This window comes from Salinimonas lutimaris (assembly GCF_005222225.1).
Taxonomy (GTDB): Bacteria; Pseudomonadota; Gammaproteobacteria; order Enterobacterales; family Alteromonadaceae; genus Alteromonas; species Alteromonas lutimaris.
Genome location: NZ_CP036536.1, coordinates 2,857,397 through 2,881,574 on the forward strand (window position 1 = coordinate 2,857,397; position 24,178 = coordinate 2,881,574).

General features: G+C 49.6%; 24 protein-coding genes. 4 read left to right on the plus strand and 20 right to left on the minus strand.

Going from position 1 to position 24,178, the window contains the following annotated elements:
* Window positions 1–171 precede the first annotated feature (171 nt).
* The 5 genes from ruvB to aspS are packed head-to-tail and all read right to left on the minus strand — an operon-like array spanning window position 172 to window position 4,547.
* Window positions 172–1,179, minus strand: coding sequence for a Holliday junction branch migration DNA helicase RuvB (gene ruvB, locus EZV72_RS12620; protein ID WP_137167567.1), 1,008 nt, complete (start codon window positions 1,177–1,179; stop codon window positions 172–174).
* A gap of 11 nt (window positions 1,180–1,190) precedes the next feature.
* Window positions 1,191–1,811 carry a Holliday junction branch migration protein RuvA gene (gene ruvA, locus EZV72_RS12625; protein WP_137167568.1) on the minus strand — a complete coding sequence of 207 codons (621 nt, stop codon included), beginning with the start codon at window positions 1,809–1,811 and terminating at the stop codon, window positions 1,191–1,193.
* A gap of 13 nt (window positions 1,812–1,824) precedes the next feature.
* Window positions 1,825–2,343, minus strand: a complete 519-nt coding sequence (gene ruvC, locus EZV72_RS12630; RefSeq protein WP_137167569.1) for a crossover junction endodeoxyribonuclease RuvC — start codon at window positions 2,341–2,343, stop codon at window positions 1,825–1,827.
* A complete protein-coding gene (gene nudB, locus EZV72_RS12635) occupies window positions 2,343–2,783 on the minus strand; it encodes a dihydroneopterin triphosphate diphosphatase (RefSeq protein WP_137167570.1) in 441 nt (146 codons plus the stop codon). Before nudB ends, ruvC begins: the two co-directional genes overlap by 1 nt.
* Complete coding sequence (gene aspS / locus EZV72_RS12640; protein WP_137167571.1) at window positions 2,784–4,547, minus strand: aspartate--tRNA ligase; 1,764 nt, start codon at window positions 4,545–4,547, stop codon at window positions 2,784–2,786.
* Window positions 4,548–4,745: 198 nt separating this feature from the next.
* Here aspS and EZV72_RS12645 point away from each other — a divergent pair, with 198 nt between their 5' ends.
* Window positions 4,746–5,645, plus strand: coding sequence for a DUF72 domain-containing protein (locus tag EZV72_RS12645; protein WP_137167572.1), 900 nt, complete (start codon window positions 4,746–4,748; stop codon window positions 5,643–5,645).
* Here EZV72_RS12645 and EZV72_RS12650 read toward each other — a convergent pair.
* The 8 genes from EZV72_RS12650 to EZV72_RS12685 form a co-directional block, all read right to left on the minus strand.
* Complete coding sequence (locus tag EZV72_RS12650; protein ID WP_137167573.1) at window positions 5,637–6,989, minus strand: sigma 54-interacting transcriptional regulator; 1,353 nt, start codon at window positions 6,987–6,989, stop codon at window positions 5,637–5,639. The genes EZV72_RS12645 and EZV72_RS12650 overlap by 9 nt on opposite strands.
* A complete protein-coding gene (locus tag EZV72_RS12655; RefSeq protein ID WP_137167574.1) occupies window positions 6,986–7,573 on the minus strand; it encodes a hypothetical protein in 588 nt (195 codons plus the stop codon). The genes EZV72_RS12650 and EZV72_RS12655 overlap by 4 nt, the downstream gene beginning before the upstream one ends.
* Window positions 7,573–8,970 carry a sensor histidine kinase gene (locus tag EZV72_RS12660; RefSeq protein ID WP_137167575.1) on the minus strand — a complete coding sequence of 466 codons (1,398 nt, stop codon included), beginning with the start codon at window positions 8,968–8,970 and terminating at the stop codon, window positions 7,573–7,575. Before EZV72_RS12660 ends, EZV72_RS12655 begins: the two co-directional genes overlap by 1 nt.
* Window positions 8,971–9,068: 98 nt before the next feature.
* On the minus strand, window positions 9,069–9,368 hold the full coding sequence (locus EZV72_RS12665; protein ID WP_137167576.1) for an EF-hand domain-containing protein: 300 nt from the start codon (window positions 9,366–9,368) through the stop codon (window positions 9,069–9,071).
* Between the two features lie 207 nt (window positions 9,369–9,575).
* The gene (locus EZV72_RS12670; RefSeq protein WP_232364414.1) at window positions 9,576–11,672 is read right to left on the minus strand and encodes a putative bifunctional diguanylate cyclase/phosphodiesterase; all 2,097 of its coding nucleotides are present in this window, start codon (window positions 11,670–11,672) and stop codon (window positions 9,576–9,578) included.
* A 47-nt stretch (window positions 11,673–11,719) separates the two neighbouring features.
* A complete protein-coding gene (locus tag EZV72_RS12675; protein ID WP_232364415.1) occupies window positions 11,720–12,175 on the minus strand; it encodes a tellurite resistance TerB family protein in 456 nt (151 codons plus the stop codon).
* A 98-nt stretch (window positions 12,176–12,273) separates the two neighbouring features.
* Window positions 12,274–13,917, minus strand: coding sequence for an ATP-binding SpoIIE family protein phosphatase (locus EZV72_RS12680; protein WP_137167577.1), 1,644 nt, complete (start codon window positions 13,915–13,917; stop codon window positions 12,274–12,276).
* Between the two features lie 5 nt (window positions 13,918–13,922).
* On the minus strand, window positions 13,923–14,228 hold the full coding sequence (locus EZV72_RS12685) for an STAS domain-containing protein (RefSeq protein WP_137167578.1): 306 nt from the start codon (window positions 14,226–14,228) through the stop codon (window positions 13,923–13,925).
* A 190-nt stretch (window positions 14,229–14,418) separates the two neighbouring features.
* Here EZV72_RS12685 and yciH point away from each other — a divergent pair, with 190 nt between their 5' ends.
* From yciH to pheA, 3 genes are all read left to right on the plus strand, one after another.
* Window positions 14,419–14,742 carry a stress response translation initiation inhibitor YciH gene (gene yciH, locus EZV72_RS12690; RefSeq protein ID WP_137167579.1) on the plus strand — a complete coding sequence of 108 codons (324 nt, stop codon included), beginning with the start codon at window positions 14,419–14,421 and terminating at the stop codon, window positions 14,740–14,742.
* A gap of 65 nt (window positions 14,743–14,807) precedes the next feature.
* Window positions 14,808–15,608 carry a response regulator gene (locus tag EZV72_RS12695; protein WP_137167580.1) on the plus strand — a complete coding sequence of 267 codons (801 nt, stop codon included), beginning with the start codon at window positions 14,808–14,810 and terminating at the stop codon, window positions 15,606–15,608.
* Between the two features lie 265 nt (window positions 15,609–15,873).
* Window positions 15,874–17,055 carry a prephenate dehydratase gene (gene pheA, locus EZV72_RS12700; RefSeq protein WP_137167581.1) on the plus strand — a complete coding sequence of 394 codons (1,182 nt, stop codon included), beginning with the start codon at window positions 15,874–15,876 and terminating at the stop codon, window positions 17,053–17,055.
* A 45-nt stretch (window positions 17,056–17,100) separates the two neighbouring features.
* Here pheA and EZV72_RS12705 read toward each other — a convergent pair whose 3' ends face one another.
* The 7 genes from EZV72_RS12705 to rpsP all read right to left on the minus strand — a co-directional run bounded on the left by EZV72_RS12705 (window position 17,101) and on the right by rpsP (window position 24,044).
* Window positions 17,101–19,425, minus strand: a complete 2,325-nt coding sequence (locus tag EZV72_RS12705; RefSeq protein WP_137167582.1) for a methyl-accepting chemotaxis protein — start codon at window positions 19,423–19,425, stop codon at window positions 17,101–17,103.
* 92 nt (window positions 19,426–19,517) lie between these two features.
* Entirely contained in the window at window positions 19,518–20,660 is a 1,143-nt protein-coding gene (tyrA, locus tag EZV72_RS12710) for a bifunctional chorismate mutase/prephenate dehydrogenase (RefSeq protein WP_137167583.1), read from the minus strand.
* Between the two features lie 28 nt (window positions 20,661–20,688).
* Entirely contained in the window at window positions 20,689–21,780 is a 1,092-nt protein-coding gene (locus tag EZV72_RS12715; RefSeq protein ID WP_137167584.1) for a 3-deoxy-7-phosphoheptulonate synthase, read from the minus strand.
* A 329-nt stretch (window positions 21,781–22,109) separates the two neighbouring features.
* Window positions 22,110–22,469 (minus strand): 50S ribosomal protein L19, encoded by a 360-nt coding sequence (rplS, locus tag EZV72_RS12720; RefSeq protein WP_137168748.1) that lies wholly within the window; start codon window positions 22,467–22,469, stop codon window positions 22,110–22,112.
* A gap of 18 nt (window positions 22,470–22,487) precedes the next feature.
* Window positions 22,488–23,249, minus strand: a complete 762-nt coding sequence (gene trmD / locus EZV72_RS12725; RefSeq protein WP_137167585.1) for a tRNA (guanosine(37)-N1)-methyltransferase TrmD — start codon at window positions 23,247–23,249, stop codon at window positions 22,488–22,490.
* Window positions 23,250–23,771, minus strand: a complete 522-nt coding sequence (gene rimM, locus EZV72_RS12730; RefSeq protein ID WP_137167586.1) for a ribosome maturation factor RimM — start codon at window positions 23,769–23,771, stop codon at window positions 23,250–23,252. It abuts the gene before it with no gap.
* A 21-nt stretch (window positions 23,772–23,792) separates the two neighbouring features.
* Window positions 23,793–24,044, minus strand: coding sequence for a 30S ribosomal protein S16 (rpsP, locus tag EZV72_RS12735; protein ID WP_137167587.1), 252 nt, complete (start codon window positions 24,042–24,044; stop codon window positions 23,793–23,795).
* Window positions 24,045–24,178: the final 134 nt, after the last annotated feature.

Below are 24,178 nucleotides of genomic sequence, written 5' to 3' on the forward strand. Positions count from 1 at the left end.
AGACATGAGTTCCCTGGATTTATTTCCTTCAACACTTGTTGTTTTCGCCCGTTCATTTTGAGCGGGCTTTTTTATGCCTGCTACAAAATTATCATTGTTTCCAAAGCAACAAAAACGCCCTGTAATGTAAGTTACAGAGCGCTATATCGATCACTGCCGTGACAACAAAACCTAATCCTGCGTGGGATTAAATCCAAAATGCAGATACGCCCGTTGCAGCACAATTCGTCCGCGAGGTGTACGCTGTAAAAAGCCCTGCTGAATTAAAAAAGGCTCAATCACGTCTTCGATGGTCTCTTTTTCCTCAGAGATCGCCGCTGCCAGGTTATCCAGGCCTACCGGGCCGCCGTCAAACTTCTCGATAATAGCCAGCAGCAGCTTGCGGTCCATGTAGTCAAAGCCTTCCTTGTCTACATCCAGCATATCCAGTGCTTTAGCAGCGACTTCGCCATCCACCTTACCGTCGGCTTTTATTTCGGCGTAGTCTCGTACCCGACGCAATAACCGGTTGGCAATACGCGGCGTTCCCCGTGAACGACGCGCCACCTCATGGGCACCTGACTCGTCCATGTCCAGGTTCAGATAGCTGGCACTCCGGGCAATAATGGTGGTCAGGTCTTTAACATTGTAATATTCAAGCCGCTGCACAATACCAAAACGATCACGCAGAGGGGATGTCAGCGAGCCAGCCCGGGTCGTGGCGCCAATCAGAGTAAAAGGCGGCAAATCCAGTTTGATAGAACGGGCTGCCGGGCCTTCGCCAATCATGATGTCCAGCTGATAATCTTCCATGGCCGGATAGAGAATCTCTTCGACCACCGGACTTAGCCGGTGAATTTCATCAATAAACAGCACATCGTTGCGCTCAAGGTTGGTCAGCAGCGCGGCCAGGTCGCCGGCTTTTTCCAGCACCGGACCAGAGGTGGTTTTAATATTCACCCCCATTTCGTTTGCCACGATATTGGCCAGCGTTGTTTTACCTAACCCTGGCGGGCCAAAAATAAGCAGATGATCAAGCGCATCCTCACGGTTGCGGGCCGCCTGAATGAATATCTCCATCTGCTCGCAAACGTGAGGCTGACCGGTGTAGTCATCCAGAAGCTTAGGCCGTATGGCACGGTCAATCACCTCATCTTCATTGGTCGCTGAGGCATTAATTAAACGATCAGCTTCGATCATGGTCAGTTATCCTATAACGCTGCTTTGAGGGCATCACGGATGATCGTTTCGCTGTCCATACCATCGGCATAAACACCTGACACCATTTTGCTGGCCTGCGCCGGTTTGTAACCCAGCGCCACCAGCGCACTGGCGGCGTCTTCGCGTACATCATTGACCGGCACCAGCGCACTGCCACCGTCACCATCCAAAGGCAGTGATGGCAGGTTCACATCCTGGGTTTTACCAAACTTGGCCAGCCGGTCTTTCAGCTCCACCACCAGTCGCTCGGCGGTTTTCTTGCCAATCCCGGGCATCGCCACCAGCGAAGACACATCTTCATGCTGTACGCAGGCCAGAAACTGACTGGCGGACATGCCAGACAGTATGGTCAGACCCAGTTTTGGGCCCACCCCGTTGGCTTTAATCAGCTCGCGAAACAGCCCGCGCTCCATTTTATCGGCAAAGCCAAACAGCAGCTGTGCATCTTCACGAACCACAAAGTGGGTGTAAACGGTCACTTCCTCACCGACTGCGGGAAGCTGGTAAAAACTGGTCATCGGCATCTGAATTTCATACCCGACACCTGCAACATCTATCAGTACTTCAGGCGGCTGTTTCTCAATTAGTGTGCCGCGAATCCGACCTATCATGATTATTACCTTGTTAGCGCAACCGGCGGCGAACTGTCTTTTGAGCCTGGCCTGCCAGTTTAATTAAACTTTGTTCTGTATGTGCATGGCACAATGCTACCGCCAGCGCGTCGGCCGCATCAGACTGCGGCGTACCGGGTAAATCCAGCAAATGTTTCACCATATGCTGTACCTGCGTTTTTTCCGCTCCGCCTTTGCCTACTACCGCCTGTTTGATCTGGCGGGCAGAATATTCGGCCACCGGCAGCTGTGCCTGAGTGGCAGCCACAATGGCCGCGCCCCTGGCCTGGCCCAGCTTAAGGGCTGAATCAGGATTTTTCGCCATAAACACCTGTTCAATGGCAAATTGCTGAGGCTGGTACTGGCGGATGATTTCGCCAACACTGGCGAAAATCTGCGATAAACGTTCAGGCAATGCCTGTGTAGAAAGACGGATACAACCGCTTCCTACATAGACCAGTTTTCCCTGCTGGCGGGCAATTAACCCATACCCGGTGATCCGGGAACCTGGATCTATACCCAGTATTATCATTATTTTGCTCCGGGGACAAATGCTTCCACTGCTTCACGGTTACTTGGTGACCACAACCGGCGTAATGCCTCTGTTTTTGGCAGCCACTCATAAGCCAGATGTTCGGTCAGACGTATCGCACCGGCACTGCTGACCTGCGCGGAAAAGACATGTTCCTGATTATAAACTGTACCCGGTGGATAGCGATGTCGCCACTTTTGCCGGATAACAAAGGTATTGATTTGTTGATGGTCAGTCAGGCTGCCATCGGCTGGAGTAAGATAAATACCGGTTTCTTCACACACTTCCCGGTAAGCGGTCTGAACCGGCTGCTCGCCCTGTTCAATCGTGCCGGTTACCGACTGCCAGAAATCCGGATCATCCTGGCGCTGCATCACCAGTACCCGGTGATGCTCGTCATAGAGCACCACCAGTACTGATTCAGGTCTTTTTAACGCCATTTATTCAGCGTTTTTCTTCACCACATCAATGGCCAGTTCAGCCAGTTGCTGTGGGTTCGCCGCGCTTGGTGCACTGGTTAACGGGCACGCCGCCGTGGTCGTTTTCGGGAACGCCATCACATCCCGGATAGACGTTGCGCCGGTCATCAGCATCACTAAACGGTCCAGGCCAAAGGCCAGACCGGCATGCGGTGGTGCACCAAACTGCAGGGCATCCAGCAGGAAGCCGAACTTAGCTTTGGCTTCTTCTTCTTCAATACCCAGAATGCTGAATACCGCAGACTGCATAGACTGGTCATGAATACGAACCGAACCACCGCCTAACTCAACCCCGTTTAATACCATATCGTAAGCATCAGACAGTGCTTCAGCCGGATTGGCTTTCAGCTCTTCCGCGCTCAGGCCGCGCGGTGCGGTAAACGGATGGTGCAGTGCATGCAGCTGACCGTCTGCTTCTTCAAACATCGGGAAGTCGACTACCCACAGCGGACGCCATTCACCTTCAAGCAGGTCAAAGTCTTCACCCAGCTTCAGACGCAGCGCACCCATCGCCTCTGTAACCACGGTGCCGTTGTCCGCGCCAAATAGCAGAATATCACCAGCCTGTGCACCCGTACGCGAGATAATCCCGTCAGTGATATCTTCGCTTAAGAATTTCAGAATAGGCGATTGGAGGCCTTCCTGACCGGCGGCCTGTTCGTTGACCTTGATCCAGGCCAGACCTTTTGCACCGTAGATACCGACAAATTTTGTGTATTCGTCAATTTGCTTACGTGACATGCTCGCCCCGCCCGGTACGCGAATAACTGCAACCCGGCCTTTCGGGTCGGTGGCCGGGCCACTGAATACTTTAAATTCAACGGTTTCCAGTAAATCAGCAACATCTACCAGTTCCAGCGGGTTACGCAGATCAGGCTTGTCGCTACCGTAACGGCGCATGGCTTCGGCGTAGGTCATACGAGGGAAATCGCCCAGCTCTACATCCAGCATCTTGTTAAACAAGTTACGGATCATGCCTTCTGTAATGTTCATTACACCTTCGGCATCCAGAAACGTGGTTTCCAAATCGATCTGGGTAAACTCCGGCTGACGGTCAGCACGTAAATCCTCATCGCGGAAACATTTAACAATCTGGTAGTAACGATCCATGCCGGACATCATTAGCAACTGCTTGAACAGCTGTGGTGACTGCGGCAAAGCAAAAAACTCACCTTTATGCGTACGGCTCGGTACCAGATAATCACGGGCACCTTCAGGCGTGGCTTTGGTCAGAATCGGTGTTTCAATATCCAGAAAACCATCATCTTCCAGATAACGACGTACTGCTGCGGTTACCTGCGCACGGAACTTCAGGCGCTGAGTCATCACTGGGCGACGCAGATCCAAATAACGGTAGCGTAAACGCTGCTCTTCTGAGTTTTCCTGGTTCCAGTCCAGCGGTAGCACAGCAGACTTGCTGTAAATTTCCAGCCCGGTGCCCAGAATTTCAATTTCACCGGTACGCATCGCATCATTTTTCTGGCCGTCAGGACGGGCGCGTACTTTACCGGTTAGTTTAACGCAGAATTCGGCGCGTAACTTGTTGGCTTCTTCCTGTACCTCTGGCAGGTCAGGATCAAACACAACCTGCACTACCCCTTCACGGTCGCGCAAGTCGATAAAAATCAGTCCGCCTAGGTCACGGCGTTTATTTACCCACCCGCATAGGGTAACTTCTTGTCCGATGTAAGATGCATCGATATTCCCACAGTAATCTGTGCGCATGGTCTTCGACCCCTGATAGTTTTTTACGTTGCTAAAGTTCGGGCATCATTTTTAGGCAGCCGGAGATACCGAATCCATCCCTAAAACAGGGGGGTGGATTCGCCCAAACCGGATGTTTTGCTAAAAAAGCGCGCGATAGATAGCGTCTTTATGACAAAATAAGGCCGCATAGTATAAACAAATGCAGTTTAAAGCCCAATGACAAATCCTGATTTCCCTGCCGATAACTCATCGATTATGCCACCTTTTTACATCGGTCTGCCGGTGTGGCAGCACAGTTACTGGCCAGCACACTGGTTTGCCCACCCGGATGCGCGGCAAAATACCCTGGCTCACTATGCACAGGCAATGAACAGTGTTGAGGGAAACACCACATTTTATGCCCTGCCGGATGAAAGCACCGTGCAAAAATGGGCAGCGGCGGTACCTGCGCACTTTCGGTTTACTTTTAAATGGCATCAGTCAATCAGCCATGCTGCGCAGCTGGACCCATATAACCCGGCGGTGGCCCGGCAGCAGGCGCTGCTATCGGTACTTGGCCCACGCCTGAGCCAGATGATGCTGCAACTTCCCGCCACATTCGGCCCGTCGCATTTATCTCAGCTGGCGCGTTTTTTAGAAGTACTTGCTCCTACCATTCCTATGGCAGTTGAAGTCCGCCATCCGGCTTTTTTTGCCAAAGGCGATGCTGAGCGCACCCTTAACCAGCTACTTATCACTCATCAGTGCAATCGCATTATTATGGATACCCGGGCGCTGTTTACCGGCCCTGCAGATAGCGTCATGACCAGCGAGGTCAGAACCAAAAAGCCCAGGGTGCCGGTCAATGTAATTGCCACGGGCAACAACCCGGTCGTGCGTTTCGTAGGCAATAACGATGAGAAGGTTAACCGGCAAAAACTGATACCGTGGGTAGATAAGTGCCATCAGTGGCGCAGGGAAGGAAAATCGCCGTTTTTATTTTTGCACCGGCCTGATAACAAAGATGCGCCGTGGCTGGCGCATCTGTTTATTGCTATGTACAACGAACGCTATCCTCAGCATGCCCTGCCGGGTAACGGCATAGACGAATTGCCGACACAGGATGCGTTATTCTGACGTATTGCGAAAATCTGCCGCATCCAGCTCATGCTTTTTCATCAGCTTATGCATATCGGTACGATTACGTCCGGCCAGTTCAGCGGCCCGGGTCACATTACCGTCGGTCATTTTAAGCAGCTTGAACAAATACTGCTGCTCAAAGGCATCCCGGGCTTCGGTCAGGGTTGGCCAGCTTTGTTTGGTTGCTGATAATGCCTGTTCTACCAGATGCAGCGGAATCACTGGGGTCTGGGTCAGTGCCACGCACTGCTCCACCACGTTAACCAGCTGACGGACGTTACCCGGCCAGTCTGATTTTACCAGGATCTGCATGGCATCATCGGAAAACTGAGTTACGTTAACGCCATGACGCTGTCCACTTTGTTGCAGTAGCGTACGGGCCAGCAGCGGAATGTCTTCACTGCGCTCCTTAAGTGATGGTAACTTCAGATTGACCACGTTCAGGCGATAATATAAATCTTCGCGGAATGTGCTCTCTTCCATTTCCTTGTGCAAGTCTTTGTGTGTGGCGGAAATGATGCGCACATCAATATCAATATTCTTGCTGCTGCCCACCGGGCGAATCTGACGTTCCTGCAATGCCCGCAGCAGTTTTACCTGCAGTGTCATTGGCATATCGCCAATTTCATCTAAAAACAGCGTTCCGCCATCGGCTTCGCGGAACAGGCCCGGTGCGGCTTGCACAGCGCCGGTAAATGCGCCTTTGGCGTGTCCGAATAGCTCAGACTCCAGTAGGTTTTCCGGTAATGCCCCACAGTTGATGGCGACAAACGGTTTGTCACTTCGGTTGCTGGCACGATGAATGGCATTGGCCAGCAACTCTTTACCCGTACCACTGGCACCACTGATCAGTACACTGACCTCACGCTGGGCGATACGAAAAGCCTGATCCAGCACGTTAGTCATTTGCGGGGAGCGGGTAACGATATCCTGACACCATTCGCCCGGAGAGGCGGCCTGCGAGTGAGACAAGGCTTTTTTGAGCAGGTTACGCAGCTCATCGTGATCTACCGGTTTTGGCAAAAAGCCAAATACGCCGCGCTGCGTAGCCGCTACCGCATCGGAGATCGTACCGTGAGCGGTCATCAGAATCACCGGAATATCTTTACGAATTCCCATAATTTCTTCAAACAGGCTCAATCCGTCAAGTCCGGGCATCCGCAGGTCGCTCAGTACCACATCAAATTCATCGCTGCGAATTTTTTTCAGGGCGGCCTGGCCATCTTCTACCGCAGTCACGCCGTAGCCCTCGCCCTCAAGGCGAATCGTTAACAGCCGTAACAGACTCTTGTCGTCATCAACCAGCAATAACTGCGGGTTACTGGTGTTGGTCTCACTCATTGCTGGCTACTCCTGCTCTTGTCCATCAATGTTGCTTCTATTTCTAGTAATTCTTCCAGCTTCTTACGCTGGGCTTCTAATTCGTCCTGCAGTGCTTCATTGCTTTCATTCTGCTCGGCATTGACCTTGTTAAGCACTACCATGGCGGACTCAAGTTCCAGCATTTCGGTATTGGGAGCTTCAACAACAGTCTTGATCAGCGGCATAATGTCAGGGCTGAGTTTTCCTTTAACACTATTTAACCAATGCTGGGCGCGCAGCCGATCCTGATACGGGGTGTCCACTGGCAGGGATAACACAATCTTGTGCAGAGTTCCTGCTACATCGTTGCCATAACCGGCGATCGCTTTTTTGCGCTGCGGCCAGCTCGAGGCATCAGCTTTTATCCAGAAGTTGACCCAGTAGATTAAGTCACACTGGTGTTCAAAACTTGCCACACCGGACTCAACCAGACAAAAATTACTGCTTTGCAATACTTCAACCGATTTTGCGGTTGAAAGCTCCGGCGCATCTGGTTGGGTATTCTGAATTCCCGCACAGCCTGTCAATACAGCCATTAGTGACAGTACTAATACTTTTTTCATTATTGTCTTTCCTCTTGCGGGATAGTCACTCTAAAACAAACATCTGCGTTTTCCACATCCACTACTGACACATCACCATGCATCAGCCTGGCGCAGTCAGACACAATCGATAAGCCCAGACCGGTTCCAATCACGTTATCATTCCTGGGATCATCACCCCGAGTGAAAGGTTCAAAAAGCCGGGTTACCGCTTCAGGTGCAATCCGTTTACCCCGGTTAGCCACATCCAGTATTGTGGCTTTACCGCGCTCATAAATGGCCACATTGATGGGCCGTCCTACCGCGCCATGAGCCACCGCGTTTGAAATCAAATTATCCAGTATTCGACGATAGAGTTCTTCGTCGACCCAGATATTCGTGACCCGGATATCCACGGTCACTTCGCGCTCCTGCAGCGCCAACGCGTAATCCTCCAGACAATCTTTAACCATCTGGCTTGGATTAACATCCGTGAATGTTGGCTGCGCCTGCTGCAATAACAAATTATAATCCAGTAGCTTCTCTACTAAGGTATTTAATCGCTGCGTACTGGATGTTAATAAAGACATCACTTCCATTTGCTGCGGATTTAATACCCCCACCACATTTTCTGATAACAAGCTACACCCTTCCTTAATGCTGGCCAGCGGTGTTTTCAGCTCATGTGCTGCATGGCGTAGTAATGCAGTGCGTATGTGTTCTAGCTGCCCCAGTCGCTCCGCCAGCCAGTGCAAATCTTTTTCCACCCCGATAAGTTCAGTGGGAGCCCGGGTTGAAATAGCCGGCAGTTCGCCCTGCTGCTGAGCCAGAATCCGAATAATCTGCTTAAGCTTTTTAACGGGGTTTACGATCAGTTGACTGCCCAGCAATATCAATAGCAAGGAAACACTGACCAACATGGCGGTTGACCAGGCCTGCTTGGCCTGCATCGCATTTAAATCTTCGCGCTGAATCTGCAGACGCTGTTGAATCGCAGATTCCACATCGCTACGCATCGCCGTGACATTATTACCCAGGGCATTCAGGTAGGCATTAAGCAGCAGTGTATCATCAATATTGCGAAACGTTTTCAGCTGAGTGATGTCTTTTTTCAGAGTATCGCAGGTGCTGGTTTGAGGCAGCGCATCACAAATGTTCTTGAGCGCCTGCACAAACTGCACAATTGCGCTGTCTGTCAATTGGGCGACGGTTTCATTTTGAATAATGGCGTACTGACGGAGCGTGCGCTCCAAATCGATGGCAGCGCCGTCGAGTTGCTGCATCTGCCCGACTACGCTCACCACGTATCGGGTTTCCTTGCTGGTCATCTTGCCGACTTTAGCCAGATCATTCTGGCTTTGCCATAACAAGGCGATGAGTGGTACGAGAGCCAACACAAAGCTGGCAAGCGTTAATTGTCTTAAAGAACCGAGTCGCACTGCTTGCTCACTGATTGAAAAAGGTCGATCAGAATGGCATACCCCTAAATTGCTAGCAAGTCAGAGTCTTACCTCATACAGATTGCTTAACAGCGCCGTTACGACTTAGCGGTAGCCCTGACAACAAACCCACTGTTATGCAGTTCATGCTCGCTGAGTTTGCCATCTTTATTATCATCCAGACGACCAAACTTGCGCAACAGCTCGGTGTCACTTACTGCTTCTTTTAACGAAATAAGTCCATCCTGATCGACATCCAGCTGGACAATCATGGTTTGCTGCGCCAGTGCAGTTTGATTTGCCGTCGCCATTTCCTGCGCGTTAGCATTAGCCACAGCCACAGACTGAACAGCAACAATGGTCAGTAAAATTAAAAACACTTTCTCAAGACGTTTCATGGTGTCCTCCACAGTCACAATGTGACCAAAAATTGGGTGCCCTGTACGCTGACAGGTTAATACATCATGAAACTAGCTATAACTGTGCCAACTTGCAATTTTCCTTTAAAAACAGTAGCCAATCTGAATTTGTAGCCAGATTGTTATCAAAGGTGTTGCACAAATCAGACATTTTCAAACTTTTTTTGTAGCAATTATACGACCGGTTTACTGAACACACTGAAGCGCAGCAAGATCGCCGCCGCGTTCAAACCGCGCCGGCAATGTGGACACCTGGTCCAGTGGCAGCGGACGGCTGAATAAATAGCCCTGTACCTGATCACAGCCCTGTCCGATAGCATATTCCCACTGGGACACATCTTCGATTCCCTCAGCACAGACATTAAGCGATAGCCGTTTGGCCAGATCAATTATTGAGCCGGTGACCAGCCTGCTGCGTTCAGAGCTACTTAACTCGCGGATAAACTGACGGTCAATCTTCAGCGTATCGATAGCAATCTGGGTCAGGTAGCTCAGTGAAGAATAACCGGTACCAAAATCATCCAGAGAAATGGTGCAACCCATATTACTCAATCGTTTGAAAAACTTATTCACAAACGCAAAATTTTCCAGATACGCAGATTCGGTTACTTCAAACTCAATATAGTCCGGGTCTACCTGCTGACGCTCGAAAACCTGATGAATCATGTCAAACAGCCCGCCATGGCGTAAATCATGTCCGGACAAATTAATTGCTACCCTGAATTTGTGTAAAAACACAGACTGTAATAAAGGCAGTTCAATACTGACCCGCTCAATGACCCAGTGAGTAATAGCCGTTACCTTACCGCTTTGCTCGGCCACCGGAATAAACTCAGCGGGCATCACCAGCCCGAATTGCGGGTGATGCCAGCGAATCAGAGCCTCAAAGCCAACCACATAGCCGTCTCTGTCCACCTTTGGCTGATAGTACAACACAAATTCATTGGCAATAATGGCCTGATCAATACTGTTGGCAATGGCCAGTTTACGTTTATGAGACTCAACCATTTCATGAGTAAAAATGGTATATATGCCCCGCCCCCGGGCTTTTGACCGGTACATGGCCAAATCAGCATTGCTCATTAACTGGCTCAGCTCGAAGTTGGCGTCAGAGGCTTTGGCAATACCAATACTTACGCCAACGGTCAGGGCCAGGCCGCGAAAATGAAACGGTTCGCTAAAGGCGCTGATGACCCGGCTGGCCAGATTTTTCAGACTGACTTCACTGACATCACGATCCGGTATAATAATAAATTCATCGCCGCCCAGCCGGGCCACCAAGTCGCCTTCACGCAACATGCCAGACACCCGGTCAGCCACTTCAATCAGGATCAGGTCACCGGTTTCATGCCCTAACGAATCGTTAATCCCCTTAAAACCATCCAGATCAAAAAATAACAGGGCTATGTCATAGTTCTGCCGCCTGGCACGGGCCAGCTCCAGGCGCATGTTATCCATCACAAACTGGCGATTGGGCAAACCCGTCAGGCTGTCATAGTTGGCCAGCCGGGTCATGGTTTGTTGCTGCTCAATCAGCGTATGATTCTGCTCCTGGTTTATCGACAGCTCGGCCTCGATGGTATCAAGCAAAATGTTGACGTTTGCCGCCAACCGGCCAATTTCGCTGTGGGTCTGGGTAGTAAAGCGGCGGCTGTAATCTTTGCTAACCGCCATTTCATGGGTAAAATCAGACAGCCGGGCCAGTGGCGTCAGCCAGCGGTTCATCCAGTACAGGCCAATAGCAATAGTCAGAAGTAAGGTGGATAACACCAGTGGCATGGCCCGGTATAAAAGGGTTTTCCAACTGTTATTTACCGGCGTGTTAATATCATTGAGGATGGTCAGATAGCCGTATATCTTGCCATGGTCGGTAATAGGTGAGATGACCACCAGATGATTCTGGACTTCGTGGGCCCCCGGCGTGGCTTGCAGCAGGTCGCGATAGCTGCCTTCCTCAGGCAGGCCAAGCTTGCGGCTGGCATAACCGGTCTGACTTTGCAGCAAAACTTTGTTTTTATCGTAAACCCGGGCGGCCAGGATGTGTTCATAACCTTTAAGGCTAAGCAGCCGGTTGGCAATGGCAACCTGACTGGCCGGTGCCTGCTCCATAAGCGGAGTAAGCTCGGCGGCCAGGTTCTGACTCAGCGCCATCATGTCGTTTTTCACGCCATGGGTGTATAAGTCTTCGTGGATACCGGCAGCAAACCAGGTCACCAGCGCTGAGGTCACCAACATTGCGCCAATTAAAATGGCGGCAATCGGAGTTTTAATAGATTTATACACGCTACAACTACCCTGTTATCAACGTAAACCTGAGTAACGAGTCGCGTTTAGTCTGGCTCGCCGGTCACTGAAAGCTTTGTTTTTATGAACTGACTATGGGGAATGTACAACAGGTCCGCGATGCGCCGAATAACATTTTCTTCTATTGGCGCCAGCTGCTCATCTGCATAGGCCACTTTCCATAAGCCGGTTAAGATACTCTTTTTTTGTTCATTATCACACTGTTCATTAATAATCTTCGTAAACTGCACCAGGTCCACTGCATTGTCCGCGGTTTCCTGGCCATCAGAGACCAGCGTGTTGAGCGTATCATCATCCAGTGTGAACTGACTTTTCAGTACATCACGGTATGCCTGTTTTTCTCGTCGATCAGTTTGATTATCTGCATTGATAAGCTCACAGATAAGCGCAGCGGTGGCCAGTTCTACAGAATGGTCACGGTTATTGTCTGGCTGATTACTGCCAGTAAATAAATCCAGAACGGCTTTTAACATAGGGGTCATTAATTCCGGTAAAAAAGCGATATCTGCTTATTACGACCAACCGGCAGATAAGTTTGTTCTGCCAACCTGCCCCTTTAATTGAGCTGTTCAGCGTAATATTACTCTCTTAGCGACAACACCACCTGCGCGCAGGTTCCGCCTTCCGTATAGGTGACCGAGCGACTCAGCTCAAAGATTAGCGACAGCCCACGGCCAAAAGTGACAAAATCCGCTTCCTGCTGCACATGGTCTAGATCAAAGCCTTTTCCGGAGTCTCGCATCACAATGGTTAAAAAGTTCTGGCCAGGTTTGTACAGTACCTGTACTTCGACGGTTGCCTCCCTCAGCTCTGCAAGGCGCTGCTCTCGTAAAGTGTAATACCGGGAAAAACCGTCTTCTTCACTTTTAATCCCTGAGTCCAGCCCCAGCACACCATGTTCCAGTGCATTACTGTACAGCTCAGCCAGTACCGTGAAAAGTTTGCTTCTGACCATGGCCATTTCTGGCTGAGCGCACGCAATATCCACCAGCCGGGATATAACATCATCCCGGCGTAGTTGCTCACTGTGCAGCTGGGTACGAATATCAATCGGGAAAGGCGGCGTCTGAAGCGGTCCCATCTCCAGATTCATTGGCTTACAGGTAAAAATAACGACAGTGATGTCATCGACCTGTTCATCCTGAGTCTGATAATCAATGGCTTTGTTGTATAAGGAGGTCGCCGTAAAATCATGACTGGCAAACCATAGCACCACGCCATCTTCATCAAGCATGACATCGTTTTCATCAACAATTTCAATCAGCCCGTCAGTGTACAACAGCAGTTTGTCACCAGGGTCACATTCGATCGATACACAGCGGTCTTCAAATTCATCGTCGTCCAGTATGCCCAGTGCCATGTGATTAGAGCCGTGAGTACTGATCCCCCCATTGACGCTTTTAACCAGCATCTGGGGCATCCCACCGTGCCAGACCAAGTGCCGACACCCTGACTCATCAACTTCAGCTATAATCGCGGCAAAAAACATGTCTGCCGGTAGCAAATTCAGCAGAATGCTATTCAGCGCACGAGCCATTTGAGACACAGGCAAGCCCTTTTCGGCCATCGTCTGAAACGACCGGGCGACCGGTAGCATACCAATTGCCGACGCCAGGCCATGCCCCGTAAAATCGCCAATCAGATAATAGGCGCCCCCGGCCGGACTTTCCTGAGTTAAAAACACATCCCCATTGAACTGCGCTGCCGGTGACAAATTGAAATCAAAGTGGCTGGCCAGTGGTTTTGAGTGATGAATAGCATTGGCAAAAATATGCTCAACAATACTGTGTTCCCGCTCAACCAGCTGCCGGTGCGTTAACAGCTCTTCGTTTTGCAGCTTAATCCGAATGCTGAGTGAACGAATCCGGGCATGAGCACGGATCTTGGCGGTCAGTACCAGTTTGTCAAAAGGCTTGGAAACAAAGTCATCGCCCCCCACTTCCAGACATTTAATGAGGCTGGCCCGATCTTCCAGTGAGGTAATGAAAATGATGGGCAGATAATTGTCAGCTGCCATTGCCTTTAGCTTAGGGGCAACCTCAAAGCCGGACATATCCGGCATCAGTACGTCCAGTAAAATCAAGTCCGGCCTGAGCTTTTCTGCCATTGCCAGGGCCTGACTCCCGCTGCCAGCCTCAAAACATTCTGTGTAGCCTTCCTGTTCCAGAATATTAGTCAGCAGAAAACAGTTCAGCGGCTCGTCATCAACAATCAGAATTCGCATAGTGATCAACTAATGGCGAATTTTTTATCAAACCGGGAAATCTTCAGTATCCGGGCAACCTGTGGCCGGCAATTGGTAATTTTAAACTCCGACACCTGTTCGGACATGGATTTTTGCATATTGAGCAGCATCCCCAATGCAGAGCTGTCCATATACTCGGTTTCAGCCAGATTAACCTCAATGACTTTCACGCTGGACGGCAGTTCGGCATAAGCCTGCCGAAAATCGTGCACTTTAGCAAAGTCGAATTTTTCATCCAGTGAAATCACCAGATGAGAGTCTTTATTGATGGTTTCAGTGTTAAGTCCCATGTTTTCTCCTGCTAATCGCGGGGTTAATCTCTACACCATGTTCGGCAAATCAGACACACTGATACAGGCCGCGCTTTTGATAAATATAGCAGTGAGTTAACAGCCCGCTATAAATTTTAGGGATTATTTTTTACCATAGTGCCCTATGTATCATATTCTGCCCAGGCAGATACCTAATCAGGAAACGACAATGCAGGATTCTAAACTGGTCTATAGTACCGATGGTGGCAAGATCACTCAGTCTGATAAACAGGAAACACGCTCGGTAACCAGTGATGGCATAGTGCGTATAAGCCGTGAAACAAAAGGCCGCAAAGGAAAAGGGGTGTCTATTGTAAGTGGCCTGGATATGGACGCCAAAGCGCTTAAAACACTGTGTACTGAACTGAAGAAAAAGTGTGGCTGCGGTGGCGCGGTAAAGGAAGGCACAATCGAGGTACAGACCGACGATCGTGAAAAACTTAAAACACTACTGCAGACAAAGGGCTTTACGGTTAAACTGGCAGGCGGCTAATTTAACAAAATTGGCTAAACTTACTCTTTAATTACATAACAAAAAATAGCAAGAGAGTTGTCAGTATGGAAAAGCTATCTATTTCCGATCTTCATATTGTGCTGGTCGAGCCTTCCGATACCCAGCGAAAAATTATCACAACCTTGTTGTTAAAGGAAAACGTCAAGGAAATTGATCCGGTCAGTACGCTGGCCGAAGCCCGCACAGCAATTAAATCGCACGGCGCCGACCTTATTGTCAGTGCGATGTATTTTGAGGATGGCACTGCACTGGAGTTGCTGCAGTTTGTAAAGGAAAGCAGCGAGTTTGCCAGTGTACCATTTATGCTGGTGTCCAGCGAAAACCGCATGAGCAAACTGGAACAGTTAAAGCAGGCCGGTGTAGCCGCCATTTTACCCAAGCCTTTTGAACCGCTACATTTATCCCGGGCGCTTAATGCATCGCTGGATCTGATAAACCACGATGAGCTGGAACTGGATCTGTTTGATGTTCAGGATGTGCGTGTGCTGCTGGTCGATGACAGTCGTCTGGCCCGTAATCATATCCGCCGGGTGCTTGAAGGCATGGGGCTGAAAAAGATCAAAGAAGCAGAAAACGGCGCTACCGCGCTGACGCTTATCAAGGACGAACCGTTTGACCTGGTCGTTACCGACTACAATATGCCAGAAATGGATGGTCGGGAACTGTCTGAGTTTGTGCGGTTTAACCCTGAGACAGCCCATATCCCGATTATCATGGTAACCTCTGAGTCGGCCGACAGCGCCCACATGGCTAATATTCAGCAAACCGGGGTAAACGCTCTGTGTGACAAACCGTTTGAACCTAACGAAGTACGTGCCATGCTGGCGGCGTTATTGGGTGAGTGACGGAGATCAGGCAGGAAACAGGATTTAGGGCATAACATAGTTTTTCTGGACAGACCAGAACCCTGACCCACATTGGATTATGTCACTTGTAAAAACTGGTTGACACAAGCCCACTGGCTGAATAAAGTCCTATGTCATGAAAACGAATATCTTACACACAGCCGCATTCTTTTTTGGTTTTATCACCTTCAACTGAGGGAGGATGCACCGTGTGTCAAAACCTCCCACCCGGGAGGTTTTTTTTTATCACTGATGGGAAATCAACATGTCACAACCTGCTCTGGATGCGATTCGCAAACGCATTACTGAATTAGACAGCCAGCTGCTGAGCTTACTGGCTGAGCGTCGAAAGCTGACTAACGAGGTCGCTGAAACCAAAATTGCTAACCATATTCCGGTGCGGGATGTTAAACGTGAAGAACAGTTGCTGGTCAGACTAATCAAAGAAGGTCAGGAAGCAGGCCTTGATCCCCATTATGTCACACAGATTTTTCATGTGGTCATTGAAGACTCGGTTCTTAATCAGCAAGCCCTTTTAGCAGCCAGAGCAAACCCGGGCAGCAGCCTGCCACTGAATCGGGTGGCTTTTTTGGGCGACAAAGGATCTTATTCCTATCTGGCGACCCAGAAATATTTTTCCCGTCGGCCAGGTGAGCTTTTAGAAATGGGCTGCCAGAGCTTTGCTGAGATTATCCAAAAAGTAGAGCACGCCGAAGCCGACTATGCGGTTTTGCCAATAGAAAATACCACATCAGGCAGTATCAATGAGGTGTACGACCAGTTACAACATACTGAGCTGAGTATTATTGGTGAGCTGACCCACCCTATCCGCCATTGTCTGCTGGTTGCCACCAATACCAGCGTGGACAAAATCAAAACACTTTACGCGCACCCTCAGGTGTTTACTCAGTGCAGTCACTTTCTTGCCGAGCTGGGTAATGTGGAAGTTAAAACTATCGACAGCACGTCATCTGCCATGCTGACAGTCAGTGAACTGCAGCGGGATGATGTGGCGGCGATTGGCAGCGAGGCCGGTGGCTCTTTGTATGGTTTATCGACAATCAAATCAAACCTGGCAAATCAGAAAGAAAACCACAGTCGCTTTATTGTAGTCGCCCGTAATCCGGTCAATGTACCGCTACAGGTGCCGGCTAAAACCACCCTGGTAATGTCTACGGTACAAAAACCCGGCTCGCTGGTAGAGGCACTGCTGGTGCTGCGCGAAAACGGTATTAACATGACCAAACTGGAGTCACGCCCGATAACCGGCAATCCGTGGGAAGAAATGTTCTACATTGATGTGGAAGGCAATGTGCAGGACGGCCCGGTACAAACCGCCCTGGCCTCCCTGAAAAACATTACCCGCTATATCAAAGTACTGGGTTGCTATCCCAGCGAGGAAATCAGTCCTACCAAGGTAGCCGCTGCCAAAGCGATTACCGGGTAAGCGAACTGCAAATGCGCTGTAAGTCAGTTTCTCTTACAGCGCATGTTAAACCTTAAAACCAGCTACCAGTAATTGAGAAGAACTGGCCATGGCTGCCAGGTCCCGGGCTGCTGCTGTTGCCACCTGAGTCCCCTCGTCCAGTTCCTGTGACATTTCAGCAATGCGGGTTACATTTTCACTTACACTGTTTGAAGTTACATCCTGCTGCTGTGTGGCTGACGCTACGCTATCAGCCATCGCCTGAACTTTCACGATGATCTGTGACAGCTCGTCCATTGCTGTAGTCACCAGATCCACCAGGTGAATTCCACCATCAGCGGCCATCGCGGCTTTTTCCATTTCTTTAACCGAGCGGGACGATGAAGCATTCATCCGCTCTACAATCTGAGCAATTTCCACCGTACTGGTCTGGGAACGCGTCGCCAGTGCCCGAACTTCGTCCGCGACGACCGAGAATCCCCTGCCGGCTTCACCGGCTCTGGCCGCTTCTATCGCAGCGTTTAATGCCAGCAGATTAGTTTGGTCAGCAATTGAAGTAATATCATTTAGCAATGCATTAATTTGCTTTACTTCGGTCTGTAGCGCACCAATTACATCCCGGGATTGACCCAGTAATTCAACCAACAACTTAATGTTTCCGGCAGCCAGACCAGCACGTTCCATGTTTTCTTTCAGGCTGTACATCGCGCTTTGCCCATGATCTCGGGTATCAACAGTTGAGCGGGCGACGTCGGCAATCGACATTGACAATTCCTCGACCGAGGTCGCCACCATCTGGGTCTCGCCCAGTTGCTTTGACACATTCTCTGTACTTTGCAACATAACGCTGCTGAGCTCACCAGAGGCTTCGGAAAGACGGATGGCGTCCTGTTTAATTTTTTTGACGATATCCTGGATCTGACTAATAAAAACATTAAATGGGCGGATAATATTGTCGATTTCCTGTATTCCGGAGCTTTGCAGTCGGGTGGTAAGATCTCCTTTTCCACTGGCCAGTTCGCTACACGCCGAGCCCAGGCGTGTCAGCGGACGAATCAGTGAGTTAGCCTGCCACAAAGCGATTGCAACCGCTATGGTAACAATCACCACCAGCTCAATGCCCGTAGAAACCATTAATGTGGACTGTAACTGATAAGCGGGGGCCAACGCTTCAGCCACATCGATTTCAGCCATCAGCGCATAAGTATAGTTACCAAACTGAACAGGAAGATAAGCCGAAAAAACCTCTACATCCCGATAATCCAGTACAGTCTCAAAACCACTTTTTCCGGCTAGTGCATTTGTGCTACTCAGCGTATCCACGCTCTGTAAGCCCACAGAGGTGCCAGCATCCTGAATCTTCCTTGCGGTCTGTGGCATTTTGGGTGTGATAGCAGAAAGATATCCCTGCACATCCTCAATGAAAAACCGGCTTTCGGTGACCAGTAATCCATCTGGTGACACCAGATAGGTTTCACCGGAGTCACCAAATCCCCGTTCAGCCCACGCCTGCTCATTGGTCATAATAGTACTGATCCGGTCAATGGGTATCTGAAAAATCAGAATAGCAACCCGCTGGCCACTGGCATTAGTGACGGGGGTGGCCAGAAAGCCGGCCAGTGCATCATAAGAAGGCAGATAAGTGGATAATTTGCTCACCACCACCTCACCGGCATCCTGCACCTGCGTGGCCAGCGTAAATGCTTCTCCAATACCGGTACTGGCATAGGGTCCGGTACGCAGACTGGTCGCATAATCCAGCTCTTTATACACACTATAGACAATGTCACCGGTCTGCGGGTCGGCAATAAAGATGTCGTAGTAACCAAAATCATTCAGAAACTGACGTATTTCACCATGATAGCGGCTATGAACCGCAGCATAATCGGTGCCGTTATTCAGATTGGTCAGGTTATCCTTGGCGCCCAACTCATAACTTGAGCCGGCAATAAAATCGTATTGAAGTAAACGAGACTTAGTCGATAAAGGGGCCAGCAGTCCAGCTGGATTCTCCAGTGCGTCCACATTGCGCGCCTGATAGGTCGAGGCAAAGGCATCGGTATAGTAACGGTTAAGCATACTGGCCTGTGTCTGCGTCAGACCTGGGCGCTGCTTTTCATAGTTACGAAAGGCCGGAATAAATTCCTGTGCGGCGTTACTGATTAATGATGAGGAAGAAAAATTATTGATTTGCGCGCTGTTAAACGCCATGTAGTTGTCTATAGCCTGACGAGCCTGCACCGCCTGTTGGGTGAGTTTTTCTTTTGCCGACTGCTCCAGAGCCTGGTGCGAGTTATTGACCGATACGTATAGAGAAACACTGGCCAGGGTGAGTACCGAAACTATAACCAGTGTGATAATTGCAATTAATAAGCGGGTTTTTAACGTCATGTTGCCTCTTCCTACCCTGTTGACACCAAGCTTGCTGGGAAACCAGTGAGCGCCAACTAAAATTTAGTACAGAAAAAGGCAAAGCGCTGAAATTATTTTCTTAGTAGATGACCATCATCCGCCTTTAGCAGTAGTTGCTTGCTGTCGGTAAGGCAGCGCTTGGCATAATCGCCAAACCACTCGCCAACCCGGGCAAACTGTTCAGCAAAGGCCTCGCGGTCACCCGACTCCAGCAGTGACAGCGCGTGACCGAACCGCTCATGAAAGCGTCTTAATAAAGCAAAATTTGCTTCGTTATTAAAGATAATGTCGGCATACAGCGACGGAGCCTGGGCAAATAACCGTCCCACCATGGCCAGTTCGAGCCGGTAAATGGGGGAGCTGAACTGCGTCAGTGTTTCCAGATCCGGGTTTTCACCACGCAAATGTTCACCATAAACAAACGTATTGAAGTGTCGCATAACCTGTATAAATGCCATGGCTTCATCATGTTCTTTGGCACTGCTGGGGTGAATTGTCGCGCCCCAGGTAATCATCTGGTCAATCAGCCAGGCATATGCATCACGGTTACGTCCGTCACAGACTACCACCACCTGTTTAATCATACCTGGTGCATCCGGCCCGAACATAGGATGTAACCCTACTACAGGTCCACTATGTACCGCCAGCATCGCATTAAGCGGCTTTTCCTTCACACTGGTAATATCTGCCAGGATACAATCGTTTGGCAGCATAGACAGCTGTGCGATGACTTGCTCAGTCAGATTGATAGGCACCGCTACTATCACCATGTAGGCGGTACTTAGCACCTGATGCGCCTGACCGCTTTCCCAGTCTTCCTGTTCGACCACTACAGTGTTATAGCTGCTTTTTTCAAACAGACGCACAAAGGCACTTCCCAGCGACCCACGCCCACCGATGACCACAATATTGCCCGCTTGCGGATTCACGCAGCGATAACGGGCGTTTTGGGTGTAATAGGAGTCGCGCATCATACGGCGCAGTAAATCTTCAACTAATGCCGGTGATACTCCCTGAGCTTCGGCCTGTTCACGGCGCGACGCAATGAGTTGCTGTTCCCGTTCAGGAACATAAATAGGCATCCCGGTTTGGGCTTTGATCTGACCCACTTCCGTGGTGAGGGCGGAACGCTTGGCTAAAAGCTCAACGAGCTGGGAGTCCAGCTCGTCAATACCATTACGCACTTCCGCCAGACGCTTTGACAAGTCTGTCATGTAGGAATCGTACTCTTTTTCTTGCTGCCTATGCTACCTGAGTTCGTTTATCCAGACGCATTGGCAGTACGGTAATTAATTTATCCCGCATTTGTGAGATAAGGCTTTCGGTTGTGGCCCAGTCAATACAACCATCGGTAATCGAAACGCCATATTCCAGTTCATCCTGCGGCACCCCATCAGCTTTCTGGTTGCCCGAATTAATATGACTTTCCAGCATCACACCAATCACTGACTGGTTGCCTTCCAGAATCTGATTAACCACATTTTGTGCCACAAGTGGCTGGCGGCGATAATCTTTACTGGAGTTAGCATGGCTACAGTCTACCATCAGACCGGCCGTCAGATTTGCCTGAGCCAATTCTGTTTCACAGTCAGATACACAGACAGAATCGTAATTAGGCTGTTTACCACCACGCAGAATGATATGCCCGTCAGGGTTACCCTTAGTGCCAATAATACTCACCTGACCCTGCTTGTTGATTCCCATAAAGCGGTGGCCGGAAGCCGCTGACTTTAAGGCGTTGATAGCAATATCAAGACTGCCGTCAGTGCCATTTTTAAAGCCCACCGGCATTGACAGGCCGCTGGCCATTTCACGGTGAGTCTGCGACTCCGACGTACGGGCACCGATAGCACTCCAGCTGAACAGTTCAGCCAGGTATTGCGGGCTGATGGGGTCCAGCGCTTCAGTAGCCACCGGTAATTCCAGTTCTGCCAGCCAGATCAGCAGTTCACGTGCTTTACGCAGGCCGGTTTCAATATCAAAGGTGCCGTCAATGTGCGGATCGTTAATCAGGCCTTTCCAACCGGTGGTGGTACGTGGTTTCTCAAAGTAAACCCGCATCACAATAAACAGGGTATCTTTACATGACTCGTGCAGCTCTTTTAAGCGTAATGCATAATCTTTAGCAGCGTCGATGTCATGAATAGAACATGGACCACAAATCACCAGTAAACGGTGATCTTCGCCATGAATGATGTCAGAAATAGTTTTTCTGGCAACTGAAATTGCGCCCAGCGCACGTTCTGATACGGGTAGTTCCTGTGCCAGGGCTTCGGGCGTAATCAGCACATCTTCAGCGCTGACATGAATGTTATTAATAGTGTCCTGCATGATAAAAATCTCTACATCTTCGGTTTTAACAACGGAGGCTTAAGCAATGTCATTTCAGGCCAGCGAATTGCGCTCCGTATTTATATAATCTTGAAGGTGTAAACTTAATATTACACCAGTGATTTAAATATCTTAGAAAGCCTAATTGACTTTTTACCAACATATCGATAAAGGCGCAACCACCATTTGCAAATAAGCCGGCTTTTTATTGAGAAGGTCGTCTGGCGGTGAAAAGTGCAGAGAAAAAAGAATTTTAAGGACGGGCTAAAACAAAAAAAGCCCGCAAATCTGCGGGCTTTTCAAAGTTAACAGTAACGCAAGGATTAGTAATCTTAGTTAAGCTTCTCTTTGATACGTGCAGACTTACCTGAACGCTCGCGTAGATAGTAAAGCTTAGCACGACGAACCGCACCACGACGTTTCACTTCAATAGAAGAAACTGCCGGGCTGTGTGTTTGGAAAACACGTTCTACGCCTTCGCCGCTTGAAATTTTACGAACAGTAAAAGCCGAGTGAAGACCACGGTTACGCTTAGAAATAACAACACCTTCAAAAGCCTGAAGACGCTCTTTGTCACCTTCGGTAACGCGCACTTTTACAATTACTGTGTCACCTGGACCAAATGCAGGAACATCAGTTTTAAGCTGTGCTTGCTCAATTTTCTTGATGATATCTTGACTGACTTTGCTCATCATATCCTCTCGTCCTAGTTAACTGTCATCTTGCTGCAGCTGCAACTTGAATTGTTCAAGAAGTTTCTGCTGCTCCTCAGTCAGAGCTAGGTGATTTAACAATTCAGGGCGACGCTGCCAGGTTCTACCCAACGATTGCATGAGTCGCCACTGCCTGATTTTTTCATGGTCTCCACTTAACAACACAGGAGGAACAGCCTGACCATCGAGCACCTCTGGCCGCGTAAAATGCGGACAATCCAGTAACCCGTCAGTGAAGGAATCTTCGACCGCTGAAGCAGTATGCCCCAGCACGCCGGGAACTAATCTGGCAACTGCGTCCATCAGAACCATTGCCGGCAGTTCACCGCCGCTAAGCACGTAATCACCAATAGAGACTTCTTCATCTACATGGCTTTCGATTACACGCTCATCGATACCTTCGTAGCGACCGCAGATTAAAATCAGACGGTCACTTTGCGACAGACGCTGCACGCCTGTCTGATCAAGCTTCTTACCCTGTGGAGATAAGTAGATAACCTTGCTTTTCTCACCGCCAGCCTGCTTTGCTGCGGCAATTGCGTCGGTCAAAGGCTTTACCATCATCAGCATACCCGGACCACCGCCATAAGGGCGATCATCAACGGTACGATGGCGATCATGTGTAAAGTCTCGTGGGTTGAAGGTATCTACCGCCAGTGTACCCGATTTTACTGCCCGACCAATCACACCCTGTTGGGTGAATGGGCCGAACATCTCAGGAAAAATACTGACAATGCCAAACCATTTATCCGCGGTCACTTAAAACCCCGGATCCCAGTCAACTGTAATGACCTTACCTTCTTTGTTTACCGATTGTACGACTTCCTCAAGTACAAACGGAATTAGTCTTTCTTTTTGACCAAATGCATCTTTACTTTTGGCTTTGACCTGTAAAATGTCGTTCGCCCCAGTATTAAACACATCTTTCACCACACCCAGTTCGTAACCTTGCGTTGTTACTACCTGCATGCCGGTCAGCTCGCGCCAGTAAAATTCGCCTTCTTCCAGTTCAGGAAGCTGGTTGGCAAAAATAGCAATATCCAGATTCTTGATGCGCTCAGCGTCATCTCGGCTCTCAATACCCACTAACTTTGCAACCAGCGACTTACCATGCGGTCGCCAGTGGTCAATTTGGTATTCTGCTTGCTCACCCACAAACCATGGGGAGTAATCAAAAATACCCTCTGGTGTGTCGGTATAAGCGTTGATTTTGACCCAACCTTTGATGCCGTAAGGCGCTCCGATTTTGCCAATCACCACTTTGTCAGACGCTTGACTCATTATACCCACCAGTTAAACAGCTTACGCTGCAGATTTTTTAGCTTCTTTTACCAGGCTGTTTACGCGCTCAGATAAGCTCGCGCCAACACCAACCCAGTATTCAACACGTTCCAGGTCAAGACGAAGACGCTCTGACTGACCTTGTGCAGTAGGGTTGAAGAAACCGACGTTTTCGATAAAACGACCGTCTCTTGCGCGGCTGCTCTCAGCCACGACAACTTGATAAAATGGACGCTTTTTTGCGCCGCCACGCTGTAAACGAATAGTAACCATAAGTGCCTCAAACTCGTTGTAGCGTTACCGTTAACTTCCCTTCCGATTGCCATGTTTTTGTACACATGCCGGTTGGAAGGCCGCCGAATTATACGGAAAGAACAGCCAAATGCAAGGGTAAAAGCCTTTTACTG

Excerpts from the sequence above, each read along its gene's own strand:
- ruvB (WP_137167567.1), bottom strand. The coding sequence starts at position 1,179 with ATGATCGAAGCTGATCGTTTAATTAATGCCTCAGCGACCAATGAAGAT.
- ruvA (WP_137167568.1), bottom strand. The coding sequence starts at position 1,811 with ATGATAGGTCGGATTCGCGGCACACTAATTGAGAAACAGCCGCCTGAA.
- ruvC (WP_137167569.1), bottom strand. The coding sequence starts at position 2,343 with ATGATAATACTGGGTATAGATCCAGGTTCCCGGATCACCGGGTATGGG.
- nudB (WP_137167570.1), bottom strand. The coding sequence starts at position 2,783 with ATGGCGTTAAAAAGACCTGAATCAGTACTGGTGGTGCTCTATGACGAG.
- aspS (WP_137167571.1), bottom strand. The coding sequence starts at position 4,547 with ATGCGCACAGATTACTGTGGGAATATCGATGCATCTTACATCGGACAA.
- EZV72_RS12645 (WP_137167572.1), top strand. The coding sequence starts at position 4,746 with ATGACAAATCCTGATTTCCCTGCCGATAACTCATCGATTATGCCACCT.
- EZV72_RS12650 (WP_137167573.1), bottom strand. The coding sequence starts at position 6,989 with ATGAGTGAGACCAACACCAGTAACCCGCAGTTATTGCTGGTTGATGAC.
- EZV72_RS12655 (WP_137167574.1), bottom strand. The coding sequence starts at position 7,573 with ATGAAAAAAGTATTAGTACTGTCACTAATGGCTGTATTGACAGGCTGT.
- EZV72_RS12665 (WP_137167576.1), bottom strand. The coding sequence starts at position 9,368 with ATGAAACGTCTTGAGAAAGTGTTTTTAATTTTACTGACCATTGTTGCT.
- EZV72_RS12675 (WP_232364415.1), bottom strand. The coding sequence starts at position 12,175 with ATGACCCCTATGTTAAAAGCCGTTCTGGATTTATTTACTGGCAGTAAT.
- EZV72_RS12680 (WP_137167577.1), bottom strand. The coding sequence starts at position 13,917 with ATGCGAATTCTGATTGTTGATGACGAGCCGCTGAACTGTTTTCTGCTG.
- EZV72_RS12685 (WP_137167578.1), bottom strand. The coding sequence starts at position 14,228 with ATGGGACTTAACACTGAAACCATCAATAAAGACTCTCATCTGGTGATT.
- yciH (WP_137167579.1), top strand. The coding sequence starts at position 14,419 with ATGCAGGATTCTAAACTGGTCTATAGTACCGATGGTGGCAAGATCACT.
- EZV72_RS12695 (WP_137167580.1), top strand. The coding sequence starts at position 14,808 with ATGGAAAAGCTATCTATTTCCGATCTTCATATTGTGCTGGTCGAGCCT.
- pheA (WP_137167581.1), top strand. The coding sequence starts at position 15,874 with ATGTCACAACCTGCTCTGGATGCGATTCGCAAACGCATTACTGAATTA.
- EZV72_RS12705 (WP_137167582.1), bottom strand. The coding sequence starts at position 19,425 with ATGACGTTAAAAACCCGCTTATTAATTGCAATTATCACACTGGTTATA.
- tyrA (WP_137167583.1), bottom strand. The coding sequence starts at position 20,660 with ATGACAGACTTGTCAAAGCGTCTGGCGGAAGTGCGTAATGGTATTGAC.
- rplS (WP_137168748.1), bottom strand. The coding sequence starts at position 22,469 with ATGAGCAAAGTCAGTCAAGATATCATCAAGAAAATTGAGCAAGCACAG.
- rimM (WP_137167586.1), bottom strand. The coding sequence starts at position 23,771 with ATGAGTCAAGCGTCTGACAAAGTGGTGATTGGCAAAATCGGAGCGCCT.
- rpsP (WP_137167587.1), bottom strand. The coding sequence starts at position 24,044 with ATGGTTACTATTCGTTTACAGCGTGGCGGCGCAAAAAAGCGTCCATTT.